The organism is Xanthomonas sp. WHRI 1810A (assembly GCF_040202885.1).
GTDB lineage: Bacteria > Pseudomonadota > Gammaproteobacteria > Pseudomonadales > Pseudomonadaceae > Aquipseudomonas.
In genome coordinates this window covers 76,504-93,348 of record NZ_JBEGED010000017.1, presented here as the reverse complement: position 1 = coordinate 93,348, position 16,845 = coordinate 76,504, and the positions used below count along the sequence as shown (strand labels likewise).

Here is a 16,845-nt window from a genome sequence, read left to right as displayed (position 1 = left end):
AAGGGCGCTGACACAACGCGATCAGAACTGTAGGAGCGCGCTTGCCCGCGATGGCGGTGTGTCAGCGACATATCAATCGACTGACCTGATGCATTCGCGGGCAAGCGCGCTCCTACAATAGGGCGGTGCCTTGTTTACAACGCCTTCTCAAAAATCTTCGAATTACGCTGGTAGTTGTAGAGCGAAGCCCGGGCACTGGGCAGACGGTCGACGCTGCTAGGCTCGAAACCGCGTTCGCGGAACCAGTGGGCGGTACGCGTGGTGAGGACGAACAGGGTCTTCAGCCCCAATTCCCGCGCGCGCTCTTCGATGCGCTCCAGCAACTCATCCCCGCGCCCGCCGTGGCGGTAATCCGGGTTGACCGCCAGACACGCCAGCTCCCCCGCCTCAGAATCGGCAATCGGATACAGCGCCGCGCAGGCAATGATCAAACCCTCACGTTCCACAACGCTGAACTGCTCGACTTCGCGCTCCAGCACTTCGCGGGAACGACGCACCAGAATGCCCTGCTCCTCCAGCGGCGTGATCAGTTGCATCAAACCGCCCACATCACCGATCCCCGCCTCGCGCACGAACTCGAATTGCTCCTGCGCCACCAGCGTGCCGCCACCGGCCCGGGTGAACAGTTCCGACAGCAGCGCGCCGTCTTCGGCGTAACTGACGATGTGGCTGCGCGCCACGCCGCCGCGACAGGCTTCGGCAGCGGCGTCCAGCAATTCGGCCTGATAGTTATTGCCCAGGCGCTGCAGGTGAGCTGGCACTTGCTGCGGCCGCAACTCGCGCACCAACTTGCCTTGTGCATCAAGCAAACCGGGTTCGGCGCCGAACAGCAGCAGCTTGTCGGCGGCCAGATCCACGGCCGCGCGGGTGGCGACGTCTTCACACGCCAGGTTAAAGATCTCTCCGGTGGGCGAATACCCCACAGGCGATAGCAGCACGATGGAGCGTTCATCCAGCAGGCGATTGATGCCCTTGCGGTCGATCCGGCGCACTTCGCCGGTGTGCTGATAGTCGACGCCTTCGAGCACGCCAATGGGCCGCGCCGTCACCAGGTTGCCGCTGGTCACACGTAACCGTGAGCCCTGCATTGGCGAGGCGGCCATGTCCATGGACAGGCGCGCTTCGATGGCCAGACGCAACGCGCCGACGGCATCAATCACACACTCCAGGGTCGCAGCATCGGTGATGCGCATGTCGCGATGGAAATGCGGCGTCAGCCCGCGTGCCTGCATCCGGCTTTCGATCTGCGGGCGAGAACCGTGCACCAGCACCAGCCGCACGCCGAGGCTGTGCAACAGCACCAGGTCGTGAACGATGTTGCCGAAGTTGGGATGATCAATGCCGTCGCCAGGGAGCATGACGACGAACGTACGATCACGGTGTGCGTTGATGTAGGGCGATGCGTGACGAAGCCAGTTTACGTAATCGGGCATAACCGAAAGAGCCTGTAAAAAAGAGGGACGAGGGGGTGGGGAAAACTCACAGCGCTATGAGCTTTATCGTCGGAACAGGCTTGGCGACACGCGCGATCTCCTTCTGGGCAGTACCCGACTCATCCAACCGCAACTCATCGGGCCGGTGTCAGGCAGTAATATTCGATCAACTGGCGTAACAGACGCACTGTAGGCGCCAAGCGTGACATTTCCAGGTACTCGCCGGGTTGATGGGCGCAGGCAATGTCGCCTGGGCCCAAGACAATGGTCTCGCAGCCGAGGCGCTGAAGATAAGGCGCTTCGGTGCCAAATGCCACCGCTTCGGCAGTATGACCGGTCAGACGCTCGGCAACGCGCACCAGTTCCGCATCGGCGCTCTGTTCGAACGGCGACACTTCCGAAAACAGTGGCGCGTAATTGATCTGCACCTGATGCAGTTCGGCCAGCGGCTGCAGTTTCTGGCGGATGGCCGCGCGCAGCATCTCAGGATCCATGCCTGGCAACGGCCGCAGGTCGAACTCCAGGGAGCACTGCCCGCAGATTCGATTGGGGTTGTCGCCGCCATGGATGCAGCCGAAATTCATCGTCGGCTGCGGCACGCTGAACTGCGGGTTGCGAAACTGCGTTTGCCACTGGGTACGCAACCCCTTGAGTTCGCCGATGGCGTCGTACATCGCTTCAAGGGCGCTGTGCCCCAGGCTTGGGTCAGAGGAATGGCCGCTGCGCCCGAGAATCTCGATGCGCTCCATCATCACGCCTTTGTGCAGGCGGATCGGCTTCAAGCCCGTAGGCTCGCCAATCACCGCCGCCCGACCCAACGGCTTGCCGGCTTCGGCCAAGGCCTTGGCGCCCGACATCGAGCTTTCTTCATCGCAGGTCGCAAGGATGATCAGCGGCTGCTTGAACGGCTGGTCCAGCAGCTCGCGCACGGCTTCAATAATGAGTGCGAAAAAGCCCTTCATGTCGCAGCTGCCCAGGCCTACCCAACTGCCGTCGACTTCGGTCAATTTCAGTGGATCGGTCTTCCACAGCGCGTCGTCATACGGAACGGTATCGCTGTGTCCGGCCAACACCAGGCCGCCGGGGCCTGTGCCATAGGTGGCCAGCAGGTTGAACTTGCCTGGCAGCACTTGCTGGATGTCACAGACGAACCCCATGTCTCCCAGCCACTCGGCGAGCAAATGGATGACCGGGCCATTGGATTGATCCAGCGCGGGCTGAGTGCAGCTTACTGACGGCGCGGCGATCAGGGCCGCGAACTGCTCTTTCATGGACGGCAACGGCATAAGTGGCTCCTGGGCGGGTGGCAACACGCGGACCATCATAGGGTGATTGGCGTGCGCGAATAAACTGTCACGGGTGATGTCCTGTACACTGCACGACCCTCGCAGCTGTGTCTAACCCGGCTGCGTCCCCCCGTTTATCAGCGATCAGCGCTTGGATTCTCCGGCCATGCAGAAAGAAACCGAAATCAAACTCCGCGTCAGCCGCGAAACCCTCATCGCCTTGCGCGATCACCCGTTGCTCAAAAAACGCAACAAAAGTGGCTGGGAGCGGCTTGAGCTGTTCAACCAGTATTTCGACACTCCAGAGCGCGAGCTCGCCCACGCCAAGGTCGCGCTGCGCCTGCGTCGTGACGGCGATGCAGTGATCCAGACGTTGAAGACCCGCGGCCAGAGCATTGCCGGCCTGTCGGAGCGCAACGAATACAACTGGGATCTGGCCAAGGCCAAGCTGGACCTGAAGAAACTCGACGGCGAATGCTGGCCGGAGCAACTGGCGGACCTGGACAAGAAAACCATCAAGCCCGTGTTCACGACCGACTTTGTACGGGAGAAGGCCGAAATCGCCTGGGGCCGTGGCAAAACCAAAGTCGTCATCGAAGCCGCGCTGGACCTGGGCAAGGTCATCGTGGGCAAGCAGGAAGAAGAAATCTGCGAGCTGGAACTCGAATTGCGCGAAGGCGACCCGGCGGCATTGCTGGAACTGGCGGCTGAACTGGCTGAGAAGCTCGCCCTGATGCCGTGCGACATCAGCAAAGCCGAACGCGGCTATCGCCTGTCAGACGCCAGCAGCTATGCAGTGAAACTGCCTACGCCGCAAATCCCTGCCGAGCTGTCGCTGGACGAAGCCTTTAGCGCCATCGCCTGGTATTTGCTGGGCAGCAGCCAGCGACTGGCCGAGCAGTACCGTTTCAATGGTCACTGGAGCTTGCTGCAGGACTGGGTCGAGATGCTGGCTGAACTGCGTGCCTTGGCGGGCAGCCTGGGCCAGGCGGCGCCGCGTTCGACCACGCACAACCTGCGCGCTGCGCTGGACGCGTTGCTGGAAGACTGGCGCACGCTGGTGCTCGCAGGCCAGGAAGACGCCGATATCCGCGCGGCCGCCCACGAGCAGTTCATCGAAGAACTGGAAGACCCGCGCTGGGGGCAGTTCTCGCTGAACACCTCGCGCTGGTTGATGGCCCGCAGCTGGACCGTCGAGCGCAACAACCGCGGCAACCGTCAGGGCGCCGCCATGGTTGAAAGCTGGGTCGCGCGCTTCCTCGCTGACGAAGCCGTTGCCGTGAACCTTGCGCGCTACCAACAACAGCCTGAAGACCTGGCCGAGCAACTGCCGCGCATCGAGCGCATTCAGGTCTGGCTGCATTACGCACGCGCAGCCCTGGATCTGCCTGAGCTGGATCGCTTGTACGGTGAGCTGAACAAGCTGGTGCAACTGGCGCACCTGGACATCACCGATGAAGTGCTGGATGCCCGCATGCAACAGACCATCGTCGTGCTGCAAAGCCGTTCGTGGAAAGTGCTGTTGAAGATGTAATTCCGCAAGACTACGGCGCGTACCTAGAACGCATCGCGAGCAAGCTCCCTCCCACAGTACGTCGGCGGATGGAATTCTCCGCCAGCCATAAATCCTGTGGGAGGGAGCTTGCTCGCGATGTCAGTGAAGCGATGGGGCGCTACGCCTACCGATCAATCGGCAAGCTGGTCGTCGACTTGATTTCCGACAGCGCCACCGTCGAATTCACCTCCTGAATCCCCGGCACCAGCGACAGCTTTTCGAAAAAGAACCGCTCGTACGCCTCAATATCCGGGGTGACGATTCTCAGCAAGAAATCCACTGACCCCATCAGCACATAACACTCCAGCACCTCCGGGAACCCGCGAATCGCTTCGGTGAATTCGGTGAAGTTCGAGCGCCCGTGCGCGTTGAGTTTCACCTCGGCGAAGATCTGCGTGTTCAGGCCGATTTTCTTGCGGTCCAGCAGCGTCACCTGACGCCGGATCACGCCTTCGTCCTTCAAACGCTGAATGCGCCGCCAGCAGGGCGACTGGGACAGTCCGACGGCCTCAGCGATTTGCGCACTGGACAGCGAAGCGTCCTCTTGCAGCAGGGCAAGGATCTTGCGGTCATAAGCATCCAGCTCGATTTGCATAGTTGAGTCTCGATAGGTTCGCTTCACGCATTAACAAGTCTAAATCAGCGCGAACTCGTCGATTATGGACCAGAAATTTCGGTAGCGGCATGTAAAACTTCTTCTCACTCGATCAATGCCCGGTCAACAGCCGCGTCGAAAAGGAACGCCCCACATGCCCCCTCTCGAAGCCGTCCATAACACGCCACTGCGCCCGGATGCCTGGGCCGCCAGCAATGCTCACTGCCGTGCGCGTTATCAGGTGCTGGCCGATGCCGAACCTGATTTGCTGTGCCGCGTCCTCAACCTGTTCGCCATGCAGTACCTAATCCCGCAAAAGGTCAGCGTTTTGCAGCAGGACGGCCAGTTGATGATCGAGGCCGAAGTGGGCGAGCTGACGTGGCATCGCGCTCAGGTCATTGGTGAAAAAATGCGCAGCCTGATCAGTGTGTGCTCGGTCGATCTGCAGTCGATCACCGATCTGCATGTGCTGCCGACGTCCTTGTCGTCTGCTGCGGGTTAAGCGGCCAGACGGATTCGGAAAAAAAATTGGCAACGGTTATTCGCGCGCAGAAACGCAACAACTGGCACGCTTGGGACTACTCTTGCTTTCCGAAGTAAGCCGTCTCGTCCCAAGGAGCCCGCATGTCCGTCCTCGCCTCATCATCTCAGGACCGCTGGCTGGACCTGAACGACCTGTTGCGCGATCTGGTTGCGCAAGGATTTCTGGATCAGGACAGCGCCGAACACGCGCTGACCGCTCGGCGCAGTGCACAAAATGCGCAAACCCATCCGCTGGAATTTCTGGCTGGCCAGCAGTTCGATAACGGCAAGCGGCCCGGCAAAAAGCTCGACCTGGAAACCCTGACTGCCTGGATCGCGGAACAGGCCGGTCAGCCCTACCTGCGCATCGATCCGCTGAAGATCAACGTCGCTGCCGTCACGCCCCTGATGTCTTACGCTTTTGCCCAGCGTCACAAGATCCTGGCCGTCGGGGTTGATCGCGAGTCGGTGACCATCGCCAGCGCGCAGCCCTTTGTTTCTGCCTGGGAAGCCGACCTGGCCCACGTGCTCAAGCTGCCAATCAAGCGCGTCGTCTCCAGCCCTGTGGACATTCAGCGCCTGGCGGTCGAGTTCTACCGGCTGGCCAAGTCCGTCAGCGGCGCCAACACAACTGATCAGAAACTGAGCAACCTGGGTAACTTCGAGCAGTTGCTCAAGCTCGGCGCCAGCGATCAGGAGCCGGACGCCAACGATGCGCACATCGTCAACATTGTCGATTGGCTGTTTCAGTACGCCTTCCAGCAACGGGCCAGTGATATCCACATCGAGCCGCGTCGCGATCAGGGCACGGTGCGCTTTCGCATCGACGGCGTGCTGCACAACGTTTATCAATTCCCCTCGCAAGTGAACATGGCCATCGTCAGTCGCCTGAAAAGCCTGGGCCGGATGAACGTGGCGGAAAAACGCAAACCCCAGGACGGACGGGTCAAGACCACGACACCCGATGGCGGCGAGGTTGAACTGCGCCTGTCCACGCTGCCGACGGCGTTCGGCGAAAAGATGGTGATGCGGATTTTCGACCCGGAGGTGCTGCTCAAGGACTTCGACCAGTTGGGCTTTTCCAACGACGACCTGCGCCGCTGGCAAGACATGACCGGCCAGCCCAACGGCATCATTCTGGTCACCGGACCCACTGGTTCCGGCAAAACCACCACGCTGTACACCACCCTCAAGAAGCTGGCGACGTCCGAGGTCAACCTGTGCACCATCGAAGACCCGATCGAGATGGTCGAGCCGGCCTTCAACCAGATGCAGGTGCAGCACAACATTGACCTGACCTTTGCCAGTGGTGTGCGCGCGCTGATGCGACAAGACCCGGACATCATCATGATTGGTGAGATCCGCGACCTGGAGACCGCCGAAATGGCGATCCAGGCAGCGTTGACCGGGCACTTGGTACTGTCGACGCTGCACACCAACGACGCGCCCAGCGCGATCAGCCGACTGCTGGAGCTGGGTGTGCCGCATTACCTGCTCAAGGCGACGATTCTGGGGGTCATGGCGCAACGGCTGGTGCGTACGCTGTGTCCGCATTGCAAGGCGCCCATCGAGCTGGACGAAGTCGATTGGCAAACCCTGACACGCCCGTGGCAGGCGCCGGTGCCGACAGGCGCGCATCGGGCGGTGGGTTGCGTGGAATGCCGTGACACGGGCTACCGGGGCCGCGCCGGTGTGTACGAGATCATGGTGCTGTCGGATGCGGTAAAGTCGCAGATCGTGGCGGACCTGGACCTCACCGGTCTGCGGCGCCAGGCCTTCAAGGAAGGCATGCGCAGCCTGCGATTGTCCGGCGCGCAAAAAGTCGCGGCCGGGTTGACTACGCTTGAAGAAGTACTGCGCGTGACGCCGCAGAGCGAGCAACGGTGAGGCTTCGATTATTCCTGTAGGAGCGCGCTTGCCCGCGAAAGGTTTTACTCGCGAAACAGATGTCTACTGACACACCGCCTTCGCGGGCAAGCGCGCTCCTGCAATGATGGCGCTCCGTCAGGCGTGCGCCGTTTCGCGAATGAATTCGCTCCTACAGAAAATCATTACAGCGCTCGCAGAGACGTACCACCCAACAACCCACAGGGAAAGGTTATGCAAATCGGTAGTGTGGTTTTACTGTTTGTCGCGCTGGCGATCGCCATCGTGTTCATGGGCTTCAAGGTGGTGCCGCAGGGTTATCAATGGACGGTCGAACGATTTGGTCGGTACACCAACACCCTCAAGCCGGGCCTGAACATCATCGTGCCCGTGATGGACCGCATCGGGCGCAAGATCAACGTCATGGAGAGCGTGCTCGACATCCCGCCGCAGGAAGTCATCACCGCCGATAACGCCACCGTGCAGATCGACGCCGTGTGCTTCTTCCAGGTGGTGAACACCGCCCAGGCCGCCTACGAGATTAACAACCTGGAACACGCGCTGCGCAACCTGCTGCAGACCAATATCCGGACCGTGCTCGGCTCCATGGAACTGGACGCCATGCTCAGCCAGCGTGACAACATCAATGAAAAGCTGCTGCGCACCGTCGATGAAGCGACCGCGCCATGGGGCATCAAGATCACCCGGATCGAGATCAAGGACATCAGCCCGCCCGCAGATTTGATGGCAGCCATGTCCGGCCAGATGAAAGCCGAGCGGATAAAGCGCGCGCAAATTCTGGAAGCCGAGGGCCTGCGGGCATCGGCCATCCTCACCGCTGAGGGCAAGAAACAGGCGCAGATTCTGGAAGCGGAAGGGGGTCGTCAGGCCGCGTTCCTTGAATCCGAAGCCCGCGAGCGCCAGGCCGAAGCAGAAGCCCGGGCGACCCAGGTGGTGTCCGAAGCTATCGCGACAGGCAACGTCCAGGCCATCAATTATTTCGTCGCACAGAAATACATCGATGCATTGGGCCAGCTGGCTTCGGCCAACAACAGCAAAGTGATCCTCATGCCGCTGGAAGCCAGTCAGGTCATCGGCGCGGTGGGCGGCATCGGCGAGATTGTAAAAGCCACCTTCGGCACGGCGCCACCCGCGCCGACCTCGAAAACCTGAGGGGACGGCGATGCTCGATTACTTGCAAACCCTGTCGTTCTGGGACTGGCTGGCGCTGGGCACGGTGCTGCTGATTCTCGAAGTGTTCGGCGCAGGCGGTTATCTGTTGTGGATCGGCGTCGCTGCGGCGGCCGTCGGCATCCTCACGTACATCGTTCCGGGCATGCCGTGGGAGCTGCAGTTTCTGCTGTTCGCGGTGCTGTCAGTCATGACCGCCGTGTATTGGTGGCGCAGGCAACGGGTGGTGATCCGCCAGTCGGACCAGCCGGGCTTGAACATGCGCGGCCAGGAACTGATCGGCCGCACCTTTACTGTTCAAGATGCGATCACCGCCGGGCGCGGCAAGATCAAGGTCAATGACGGGGTATGGATGGTGATCGGCCCGGACGCACCGGTGGGCAGTCAGGTACGGGTGGTGAGTCAGGATGGCGCCATCCTGAAGGTGGAAGCGGTTTAAGCGCGACGTGAGGCCGGTCGCTCAGGCGTCGTTCTCTTGCGCCAGCTCAAGCACACGATCCACCAGCTTGTTAATCCCGGACGCTGCTTCGCTGATGGAGGTAGCGACCATGTAAGCCGGGGTGCTGACCAGTTTGCGGGCTTTGTCTTCGACGATGTCGGTGACTTCGCAGTCTTCATGCTGGCCGCCCATCCGAGTGATCTTGGCGGCAGTATCGGGATCGTTGCCGATGGTGCAGATAACACCGGGGCCGTAGATCTTTGCGGCCAGTGCCGGCGACACACAAATCAGGCCGATCGGCTTGCCCGCTTCGGCGAAAGCTTCGGCCATGGCCAGCACCTCTGCCTGGACTTTGCAGCTCGCCCCCTCGACAGCAAAGTTGGACAGGTTCTTGGCCGCGCCAAAACCGCCGGGGATGATCAACGCATCAAATTCAGTAATGTCGGCTTCGCGAATGTCTTCGATGGCGCCCCGCACGATGCGCGCCGACTCGGTGAGTACGTTTCGCGTCTCGGGCATCTCTTGGCCATTGAGGTGATTGATGACGTGAAGCTGGGGGATGTTGGGCGCAAAGCACTTTACGTGCGCGCCGCGTTGATCGAGTCGCAACAGGGTAAGCACGCTTTCCTGGATTTCCGCGCCGTCGTAGACACCACAGCCGGAAAGAATGACAGCCACTTTCTGGGTCATGCTGCGTACTCCCTTCGTTAATACGCCACCGTCAGGTCGGGCGCTCCGGGTCAGTATGGCGCGTTCTGCGCAGTCGGTGCGCGAGGGCGCGGGACGGTTGTTACTCGTCTGGACGGTGTTTGACTTCGACGGGGGCCGGAGCGGCCAGCCGGGCTTGTCGGGCGATACGCGCATTCTTCAAGCGACGGCGCACCCACAGGCCGACACCCAGCACCAGCAAGGCGCCGAGCACCCACAGTTCGTATTTTTTGACGTTGCCCAGCAAACCTTCAAGCACGGCGCCGAAGTGATAGGCGGCAGCGCCCAGCGCAGACGCCCAGACCGCCGCGCCAATACCGTTGAGCAACAAATAGCGTCCCGGCGGGTAGCCCGACAGCCCGATGGCGACTGGCATCACCGTTCGCAAGCCGTAGACAAACCGAAAGCTCAGCACCCAGATATCCGGATGGCGACGAATGTGCTCCAGCGCCCGATCACCCATCAACTGCCATCGCGGTTTGCGCGCCAGCAGCTTGCGGCCGTGCTTGCGGCCCATGAAGTACCACAGCTGATCGCCGGCGTAGCTGCCGAAGAAGGCGACGACCACCACCAGGTTGATGTCCATGTATCCGCGGAACGCAAGGAAGCCGGCAAGCACCAGAATGGTCTCACCTTCAAAGAAGGTCCCGAGGAAGAGGGCGAAGTAGCCAAATTCTTGTAGAAAATGCTGGAGCATCATATGGGTGCTGGCGAAATGAACGCGCAGCCTAACTCGCCCAAGACATTCAGGAAAGTGTGGAAATGTGTCTCGGCGTTAAGATTCCTACAAGGTCGATGGATAATTCCTCCAGAAGCCGTCACTGCCCGTCGGCGCGCCCCGCAAAACACGAACTGTCACACGTTGTTCATAATGGCAGCCTATAACTGTCGCGCTTGTCCGCCCGCACAGGTTTACAGTACGTCGGCTGCTGTCCGCGACCGCACGGCCGGGGTCGGTAACCGGTCAGGCGCGTGACTCCGCACGTGCCGCGTGACTGTCGCCCCTGCCCTGGCGTCTTCATCGTTAAGGCCGATCAAAACACCGATCGTCGCGAACCGATCAGCGGTGCACAAACGAAGTACAGGGCCGCGAATCAGAATGGGTGGCTCAGTGAGGGCACTTTTCATCAAGTCCTCACCACTTCGAACGCGCTGGCACGGACGGCGTCTCAGTTATATCGCCGCACGCGCAGCCCAACTGTCAAAGAGCACTTGCCTCACAGGATCATTCATGAATACCGAAGGACTCACCGAAGTCACCGTCGAGATCGACGCTCAGGAGATAGCGCCCGTGGTCGAACCGACGATTGAAATCGTACCGGCCCTGGAGCCCCATCATCCGGTCGTCCCGGCCATCATCATTCCCAACCTGGATGACAGCAGCCTTTACATTCACCGCGAGCTGTCCCAGCTGCAGTTCAACATCCGGGTGCTGGAGCAGGCGCTGGATGAATCCTACCCCTTGCTGGAACGCTTGAAGTTCCTGCTGATCTTCTCCAGTAACCTGGATGAGTTTTTCGAAATTCGTGTGGCCGGTCTCAAGAAGCAGATCACGTTTGCCCGCGAACAGGCAGGCGCCGACGGCCTGCAACCGCATCAGGCCTTGGCCCGCATCAGCGAATTGGTGCACGGTCACGTCGACCGGCAGTACGCCATCCTCAACGACATCCTGCTGCCGGAACTGGAAAAACATCAGGTCCGCTTCATTCGTCGTCGTAACTGGAACGCCAAGATCAAAGCCTGGGTCCGCCGTTATTTCAGGGACGAGATCGCGCCGATCATCACCCCGATCGGCCTGGACCCGACGCACCCCTTCCCGTTGCTGGTGAACAAGAGCCTGAACTTCATCGTTGAACTCGAGGGCATCGACGCCTTCGGTCGCGATTCGGGCCTGGCGATCATTCCGGCGCCACGCCTGCTGCCGCGAATCATCAAGGTGCCCGAAGACGTGGGCGGTCCTGGCGACAACTATGTGTTCCTGTCCTCGATGATCCACGCCCACGCGGATGATCTGTTCCAGGGCATGAAGGTCAAGGGCTGCTACCAGTTCCGCCTGACGCGTAACGCTGACCTGGCGCTGGACTCCGAAGACGTCGAAGACCTGGCCCGCGCGCTGCGTGGCGAACTGTTCTCCCGTCGTTACGGCGATGCGGTGCGCCTGGAAGTGGCCGATACCTGCCCCAAACAGCTGTCGGACTACCTGCTCAAGCAGTTCAACCTGAGCGAGACCGAGCTGTATCAGGTCAATGGCCCGGTGAACCTGACCCGTCTGTTCAGCATCACCGGTCTGGACAGCCACCCCGAGCTGCAATACCTGCCCTTCACGCCGGCTATTCCCAAGCTGCTGCAGAACAGCGAAAACATTTTCACGGTGATCAGCCGCCAGGACATCCTGCTGCTGCACCCGTATGAATCGTTCACGCCTGTGGTGGATCTGTTGCGCCAGGCGGCGAAAGACCCGCACGTGTTGGCCGTCCGTCAAACGCTGTATCGCAGCGGTGCCAACTCGGAAATCGTCGACGCGCTGGTGGATGCCGCGCGCAACGGTAAAGAAGTCACGGTGGTCATCGAGCTGCGTGCGCGCTTCGACGAAGAGTCCAACCTGCAACTGGCCAGCCGCCTGCAAGCGGCCGGTGCCGTGGTAATTTACGGTGTGGTGGGGTTCAAGACGCACGCCAAGATGATGCTGATCCTGCGGCGCGAGGCCGGCGAAATCGTTCGTTACGCCCACTTGGGCACGGGCAACTACCACGCCGGCAACGCGCGTCTGTACACCGACTACAGCCTGCTGACCTCTGACGACGCACTGTGCGAAGACGTCGGCAAACTGTTCAGCCAGCTGATCGGCATGGGCAAGACATTGCGCATGAAGAAGCTGCTGCACGCGCCGTTCACGCTGAAAAAGGGCATGCTCGACATGATTGCCCGGGAGACGCAGTTTTCCCTGGAAGGCAAGCCGGCGCACATCATCGCCAAATTCAACTCGCTGACCGATCCGAAGATCATCCGCGCGCTGTACAAGGCCAGTCAGTCCGGCGTGAAGATCGACCTGATCGTGCGCGGCATGTGCTGCCTGCGCCCCGGCATTGCGGGCGTTTCCCACAACATCCATGTGCGCTCGATCATCGGCCGCTTCCTGGAACACACGCGGGTGTTCTACTTCCTCAACGGCGGCGACGAACAGATGTTCCTGTCCAGCGCCGACTGGATGGAGCGCAACCTGGACAAGCGGGTCGAGGCCTGCTTCCCGGTCGAGGGCAAGAAATTGATTCTGCGGGTCAAGAAGGAGCTGGAGGTGTATCTGACGGACAACACCCACAGCTGGTTGCTGCAGGCTGACGGCCGCTACGTGCGCAGCACGCCGACCGGCAACCAGAACGCTCGAAGCGCCCAGGACACCCTGCTGGAGCGCCTGAGCAATCCGGTCCTCAGCGTAAAGTAAGGGTGATGCCGACTCGGGTCAGCCAATCGGCTTCCTGCCCGAAGTCGGCTTGAGTCAGCTGGTTGTTCTCCAGCCAGCCATCCGGGAACAGCACGTCCAGGCTGTTGCCATTGGCGGTCAGCACAGGCTGCGGCATCTCTTGGGTGCCGCGGATGTGATGGAACAGGATCGCGAAGCGCAACAGTACGCACAGTCGAATCAGTTTCACGCCTTCATCGCCGAACTCTGCGAACTTGTCCTTGGGGATGTTTCGACGATGACCGCGCACCAGCAGCGCGAGCATTTGCTGGTCTTCACGAGAGAAACCCGCCAGATCAGAGTGCTCGATCAGGTACGCGCCGTGCTTGTGGTAGTGGTAGTGCGCGATGTCCAGCCCGACCTCGTGAACCTTCGCCGCCCAACTCAGCAGCTCGCGGTAGCTGTCGTCTTCCAGATCCCAGGCCTTGGCGACCTGCTCCAGCGCATGCAACGCTTTGGTTTCAACGCGAGCGGCTTGCTCCAGGTCAACGTGGTAGCGATCCATCAGCGAGCTCAACGTCCGCTCGCGGACGTCTTCGTGATGATGACGGCCCAGCAGGTCGTACAGCACACCCTCACGCAGCGCGCCTTCGCAGTGATCCATGCGCTGTAATTCGAGGGCATCGAAGATGGCTTCGAGGATCGCCAGGCCCGCGGGAAAGATGGCGCGACGGTCGGGTTTCAGGCCATCGAAATCGATCTTGTCCACATCACCCAGCTTGAACAGTTTGCGCTTGAGCCAGGCCAGGCCTTCGGCGTTGACCTCGCCGGCCCCGTGGCCGTTGGCCTTGAGTGCCAGACCAATGGCGCGGATGGTGCCGGACGAGCCGATGGCTTCATCCCACGTCAGCCGGTGCAGCGCGTGCTCAATGCTCATGATCTCCAGCCGCGCGGCGGTGTAGGCCTGGGCGTAGCGCGCCGGTGTGATCTTGCCGTCCTTGAAGTAGCGCTGAGTGAAACTGACGCAGCCCATCTGCAGGCTTTCGCGCAGCAGCGGCTCAAAGCGCTGGCCGATGATGAATTCAGTGCTGCCGCCGCCGATGTCGGCCACCAGGCGCTTGCCAGGGGCGTCGGCCAGGGTGTGGGAGACGCCGAGGTAGATCAGGCGCGCTTCTTCACGACCGGAAATGACTTCAACGGGGTGGCCGAGGATTTCTTCGGCCCGGCGGATGAATTCGCCACGGTTGCGCGCTTCACGCAGGGCGTTGGTGCCAACGATCCGCACGGCGCCCAGTGGCAGGCCGTTGATCAGTTGGGCAAAGCGCTTGAGGCAATCAAGCCCGCGCTGCATGGACTCTTCGCTGAGCTGGCGCTCGTCGTCGATCCCGGCGGCCAGCTGCACTTTCTCCCCCGACCGCTCAAGAATGCGGATTTCGCCCTGATTGGCTTTTGCCACCACCATGTGAAAACTGTTGGAGCCCAAGTCGATCGCAGCGATCAGCGAGAGGTTTTTGGCTGTAGGTTGCGGCATGGAAAAAAGGCCTCGGTCGATAACCCCGACATCGTGCCACGATCCAGCACTGCCGCCAAACCGCTTGTTGCAGGGCCGGCTTCTGCCGAAGGCGTGGGAGTCCGGCTTGCCGACGATTTGCCGCGAAGCGGCAGCAAATCCGGGCACCGTGATACGACTGTCACACCGCACTTGCCGCATTTACGACGGCTGCGCAGTCGATCGCCTGCAAGCAAGGCTCCCACGCCCTCCGGGCAGAATCAAAAGCGCTGACTGCTAAACCTCCACCGACCCAATGAAATTCGCCAGCTCAGGCGTTCTAGGATTGGCCATCAACTCCTTCGGATCACCGACCTCATGCACCTTGCCTTCGTGCATGAACACCAGCTTGTCGCCCACCTCGCGGGCAAAGCGCATTTCGTGGGTCACCATGATCAGCGTCATGCCGTCCTTGGCCAGTTGGCGCACCACGCTGAGCACTTCATTGACCAGCTCCGGGTCCAGGGCTGAAGTGATCTCGTCGCACAGCAGTACTTTCGGTGACATGGCCAACGCGCGGGCAATGGCCACGCGCTGTTGCTGCCCGCCCGACAGCCGATCCGGGAAGGCGTCGAACTTCTCGCCCAGCCCCACGCGCTCCAGCATGGCCTTGGCCAGCCTGACCGCTTCGGCCTTGGGCACCTTCTTGACCACCTGCGGGGCGAGCATCACGTTTTCGCCAACCGTCAGGTGCGGGAACAGGTTGAACTGCTGGAACACCATGCCGACTTTCTGCCGCAACGAACGCAGGTCAGCCCGCGCTGCATCAAGGTATTCGCCGTCGACTTCAATCACGCCGTCGTTGATCGACTCCAGACCATTGAGCGTGCGCAGTAACGTACTTTTGCCCGAACCGCTGCGGCCGATGATGGCCACAACCTGGCCTTCTTCAACGGTCAGGTCGATGCCTTTGAGAACGTGATGGTCGCCGTAATATTTATGCAGCGCGGAAATTCTAAGCAGAGGCATGCAGTCTCCTTTCCAGGTAGCGGGCACTGAGCGACAAGGGGTAGCAAAGCAGGAAGTAGCCCAGGGCAACGAAGCCATAGACCATGAACGGCTGAAAGGTGGCGTTGGCGAGCATGCCCCCGGTCTTGGTCAGCTCGGTAAAACCGATGATCGAGGTCACCGCAGTACCTTTGACCACCTGGACTGAAAAGCCCACCGTGGGCGCGACGGCAATGCGCAGCGCCTGGGGCAGGATCACATGGCGCAGTTGCTCAAGGGGCGTGAGCGCCAGACTCGCCGAAGCCTCCCACTGACCGTGGGAAATGGACTGGACGCAGCCGCGCCAGATTTCCGCAAGGTATGCGCTGGTGAACAGCGTCAATGCCAGCGCGGCCGCCAGCCACGGCGAGATATCCGCGCCCATGAGCGCAACACCGAAAAACACCAGAAAAAGCTGCATCAACAGCGGCGTGCCCTGGAACAGCTCGATGTAACACCGGGCAAGTGTGCGAAACGCGGACTTCTCCGAGATCCGCATCGTCATCACCACCATGCCGATGATGCCGCCGCCGATGAAAGCAACCAGCGATAACGCCAGCGTCCATTGCAGCCCGGTAAGCAGGTTGCGCACGATGTCCCACAGCGTGAAATCCGACATCAGCGGCTCCTTGCGATGTAGCGACGGCCAAACCAGGCCAGCAACTGACGGATCAACAACGCCATGCACAGGTAGATCAGCGTGGTGACGATGTACGTCTCGAAGGCGCGGAAGTTGCGCGACTGAATGAAGTTGGCGGCAAAGCTCAATTCCTCAGTGGCGATCTGCGAACAGACCGCCGAGCCCAGCATGACGATGATGATCTGGCTGCTCAGCGCCGGCCACACCTTGCCCAGCGCGGGGACCAGCACCACATGGCGAAAGGTTTCAAAACGGGTCATTGCCAGCGCGGCTGAGGCTTCCATCTGGCCACGGGAAATGGCCTGGATCCCGGCGCGAATGATTTCCGTGGAGTAGGCCCCCAGGTTGATCACCATCGCCAAGACCGCGGCCTGCCATTCGGAAATCTGAATGCCGAGTGAGGGCAGGCCGAAGAAGATGAAAAACAGCTGCACCAGAAACGGCGTATTGCGGATCAGCTCGACATACACCCCGAAAATCGCCGAGAACGGCTGAATCTTCCAGGCGCGAACGATGGCGCCGACGATGCCCAGACTGACCCCCAGCAACGTGCCGATGGCCGTCAGTTCCAGCGTGAACACGGCTCCGCGCAGTAACAGATCGGCGTTCTGCAGCACCGGTATGAAGTCGAAGTGATAAGCCATTTAGAAGCCCCGGATCAGACAGTAACTAAA

General features: G+C 60.9%; 15 protein-coding genes. 6 read left to right on the top strand and 9 right to left on the bottom strand.

Features of this window, described 5'->3' with window-relative positions; translation table 11 throughout:
• Positions 1–134: 134 nt before the first annotated feature.
• Complete coding sequence (argA, locus tag ABQX22_RS22015) at positions 135–1,433, bottom strand: amino-acid N-acetyltransferase (protein WP_349801979.1); 1,299 nt, start codon at positions 1,431–1,433, stop codon at positions 135–137.
• Between the two features lie 134 nt (positions 1,434–1,567).
• A complete protein-coding gene (gene argE, locus ABQX22_RS22010; protein WP_349801978.1) occupies positions 1,568–2,719 on the bottom strand; it encodes an acetylornithine deacetylase in 1,152 nt (383 codons plus the stop codon).
• A gap of 166 nt (positions 2,720–2,885) precedes the next feature.
• On the opposite strand from argE, the gene ABQX22_RS22005 reads away from it, so the two are divergent.
• Entirely contained in the window at positions 2,886–4,253 is a 1,368-nt protein-coding gene (locus ABQX22_RS22005) for a CYTH domain-containing protein (RefSeq protein WP_349801977.1), read from the top strand.
• 145 nt (positions 4,254–4,398) lie between these two features.
• Here the strand turns inward: ABQX22_RS22005 and ABQX22_RS22000 are convergent, their stop codons facing one another.
• The gene (locus tag ABQX22_RS22000; RefSeq protein ID WP_349801976.1) at positions 4,399–4,869 is read right to left on the bottom strand and encodes an Lrp/AsnC family transcriptional regulator; all 471 of its coding nucleotides are present in this window, start codon (positions 4,867–4,869) and stop codon (positions 4,399–4,401) included.
• 154 nt (positions 4,870–5,023) lie between these two features.
• Between ABQX22_RS22000 and ABQX22_RS21995 the strand changes: the two genes are divergently transcribed.
• The 4 genes from ABQX22_RS21995 to ABQX22_RS21980 all read left to right on the top strand — a co-directional run bounded on the left by ABQX22_RS21995 (position 5,024) and on the right by ABQX22_RS21980 (position 8,887).
• Positions 5,024–5,371: a hypothetical protein gene (locus ABQX22_RS21995; protein ID WP_349801975.1), complete on the top strand. Its 348-nt coding sequence runs from the start codon at positions 5,024–5,026 to the stop codon at positions 5,369–5,371.
• Between the two features lie 122 nt (positions 5,372–5,493).
• Entirely contained in the window at positions 5,494–7,278 is a 1,785-nt protein-coding gene (locus ABQX22_RS21990; RefSeq protein ID WP_349801974.1) for a GspE/PulE family protein, read from the top strand.
• 213 nt (positions 7,279–7,491) lie between these two features.
• Entirely contained in the window at positions 7,492–8,430 is a 939-nt protein-coding gene (locus ABQX22_RS21985; protein ID WP_349801973.1) for an SPFH domain-containing protein, read from the top strand.
• A gap of 10 nt (positions 8,431–8,440) precedes the next feature.
• Positions 8,441–8,887, top strand: a complete 447-nt coding sequence (locus ABQX22_RS21980; RefSeq protein ID WP_349801972.1) for an NfeD family protein — start codon at positions 8,441–8,443, stop codon at positions 8,885–8,887.
• Between the two features lie 21 nt (positions 8,888–8,908).
• Here the strand turns inward: ABQX22_RS21980 and elbB are convergent, their stop codons facing one another.
• Complete coding sequence (gene elbB / locus ABQX22_RS21975) at positions 8,909–9,577, bottom strand: isoprenoid biosynthesis glyoxalase ElbB (RefSeq protein WP_349801971.1); 669 nt, start codon at positions 9,575–9,577, stop codon at positions 8,909–8,911.
• Positions 9,578–9,677: 100 nt separating this feature from the next.
• Positions 9,678–10,292 (bottom strand): DedA family protein, encoded by a 615-nt coding sequence (locus tag ABQX22_RS21970; RefSeq protein WP_349801970.1) that lies wholly within the window; start codon positions 10,290–10,292, stop codon positions 9,678–9,680.
• Between the two features lie 534 nt (positions 10,293–10,826).
• Here ABQX22_RS21970 and ppk1 point away from each other — a divergent pair.
• Positions 10,827–13,037, top strand: coding sequence for a polyphosphate kinase 1 (gene ppk1 / locus ABQX22_RS21965; RefSeq protein ID WP_349801969.1), 2,211 nt, complete (start codon positions 10,827–10,829; stop codon positions 13,035–13,037).
• Here ppk1 and ppx read toward each other — a convergent pair.
• The 4 genes from ppx to ABQX22_RS21945 all read right to left on the bottom strand — a co-directional run bounded on the left by ppx (position 13,024) and on the right by ABQX22_RS21945 (position 16,815).
• The gene (ppx, locus tag ABQX22_RS21960; protein ID WP_349801968.1) at positions 13,024–14,526 is read right to left on the bottom strand and encodes an exopolyphosphatase; all 1,503 of its coding nucleotides are present in this window, start codon (positions 14,524–14,526) and stop codon (positions 13,024–13,026) included. The genes ppk1 and ppx overlap by 14 nt on opposite strands.
• A gap of 255 nt (positions 14,527–14,781) precedes the next feature.
• Entirely contained in the window at positions 14,782–15,513 is a 732-nt protein-coding gene (locus ABQX22_RS21955; protein WP_349801967.1) for an amino acid ABC transporter ATP-binding protein, read from the bottom strand.
• Positions 15,500–16,150 (bottom strand): amino acid ABC transporter permease, encoded by a 651-nt coding sequence (locus ABQX22_RS21950; protein WP_349801966.1) that lies wholly within the window; start codon positions 16,148–16,150, stop codon positions 15,500–15,502. Before ABQX22_RS21950 ends, ABQX22_RS21955 begins: the two co-directional genes overlap by 14 nt.
• The gene (locus tag ABQX22_RS21945; RefSeq protein ID WP_349801965.1) at positions 16,150–16,815 is read right to left on the bottom strand and encodes an amino acid ABC transporter permease; all 666 of its coding nucleotides are present in this window, start codon (positions 16,813–16,815) and stop codon (positions 16,150–16,152) included. Before ABQX22_RS21945 ends, ABQX22_RS21950 begins: the two co-directional genes overlap by 1 nt.
• Positions 16,816–16,845 lie beyond the last annotated feature (30 nt).

Bases quoted from the DNA above. Each gene is read 5' to 3' on its own strand.
- argA (WP_349801979.1), bottom strand. From the start codon at position 1,433: ATGCCCGATTACGTAAACTGGCTTCGTCACGCATCGCCCTACATCAAC.
- argE (WP_349801978.1), bottom strand. From the start codon at position 2,719: ATGCCGTTGCCGTCCATGAAAGAGCAGTTCGCGGCCCTGATCGCCGCG.
- ABQX22_RS22005 (WP_349801977.1), top strand. From the start codon at position 2,886: ATGCAGAAAGAAACCGAAATCAAACTCCGCGTCAGCCGCGAAACCCTC.
- ABQX22_RS22000 (WP_349801976.1), bottom strand. From the start codon at position 4,869: ATGCAAATCGAGCTGGATGCTTATGACCGCAAGATCCTTGCCCTGCTG.
- ABQX22_RS21995 (WP_349801975.1), top strand. From the start codon at position 5,024: ATGCCCCCTCTCGAAGCCGTCCATAACACGCCACTGCGCCCGGATGCC.
- ABQX22_RS21990 (WP_349801974.1), top strand. From the start codon at position 5,494: ATGTCCGTCCTCGCCTCATCATCTCAGGACCGCTGGCTGGACCTGAAC.
- ABQX22_RS21985 (WP_349801973.1), top strand. From the start codon at position 7,492: ATGCAAATCGGTAGTGTGGTTTTACTGTTTGTCGCGCTGGCGATCGCC.
- ABQX22_RS21980 (WP_349801972.1), top strand. From the start codon at position 8,441: ATGCTCGATTACTTGCAAACCCTGTCGTTCTGGGACTGGCTGGCGCTG.
- elbB (WP_349801971.1), bottom strand. From the start codon at position 9,577: ATGACCCAGAAAGTGGCTGTCATTCTTTCCGGCTGTGGTGTCTACGAC.
- ABQX22_RS21970 (WP_349801970.1), bottom strand. From the start codon at position 10,292: ATGCTCCAGCATTTTCTACAAGAATTTGGCTACTTCGCCCTCTTCCTC.
- ppk1 (WP_349801969.1), top strand. From the start codon at position 10,827: ATGAATACCGAAGGACTCACCGAAGTCACCGTCGAGATCGACGCTCAG.
- ppx (WP_349801968.1), bottom strand. From the start codon at position 14,526: ATGCCGCAACCTACAGCCAAAAACCTCTCGCTGATCGCTGCGATCGAC.
- ABQX22_RS21955 (WP_349801967.1), bottom strand. From the start codon at position 15,513: ATGCCTCTGCTTAGAATTTCCGCGCTGCATAAATATTACGGCGACCAT.
- ABQX22_RS21950 (WP_349801966.1), bottom strand. From the start codon at position 16,150: ATGTCGGATTTCACGCTGTGGGACATCGTGCGCAACCTGCTTACCGGG.
- ABQX22_RS21945 (WP_349801965.1), bottom strand. From the start codon at position 16,815: ATGGCTTATCACTTCGACTTCATACCGGTGCTGCAGAACGCCGATCTG.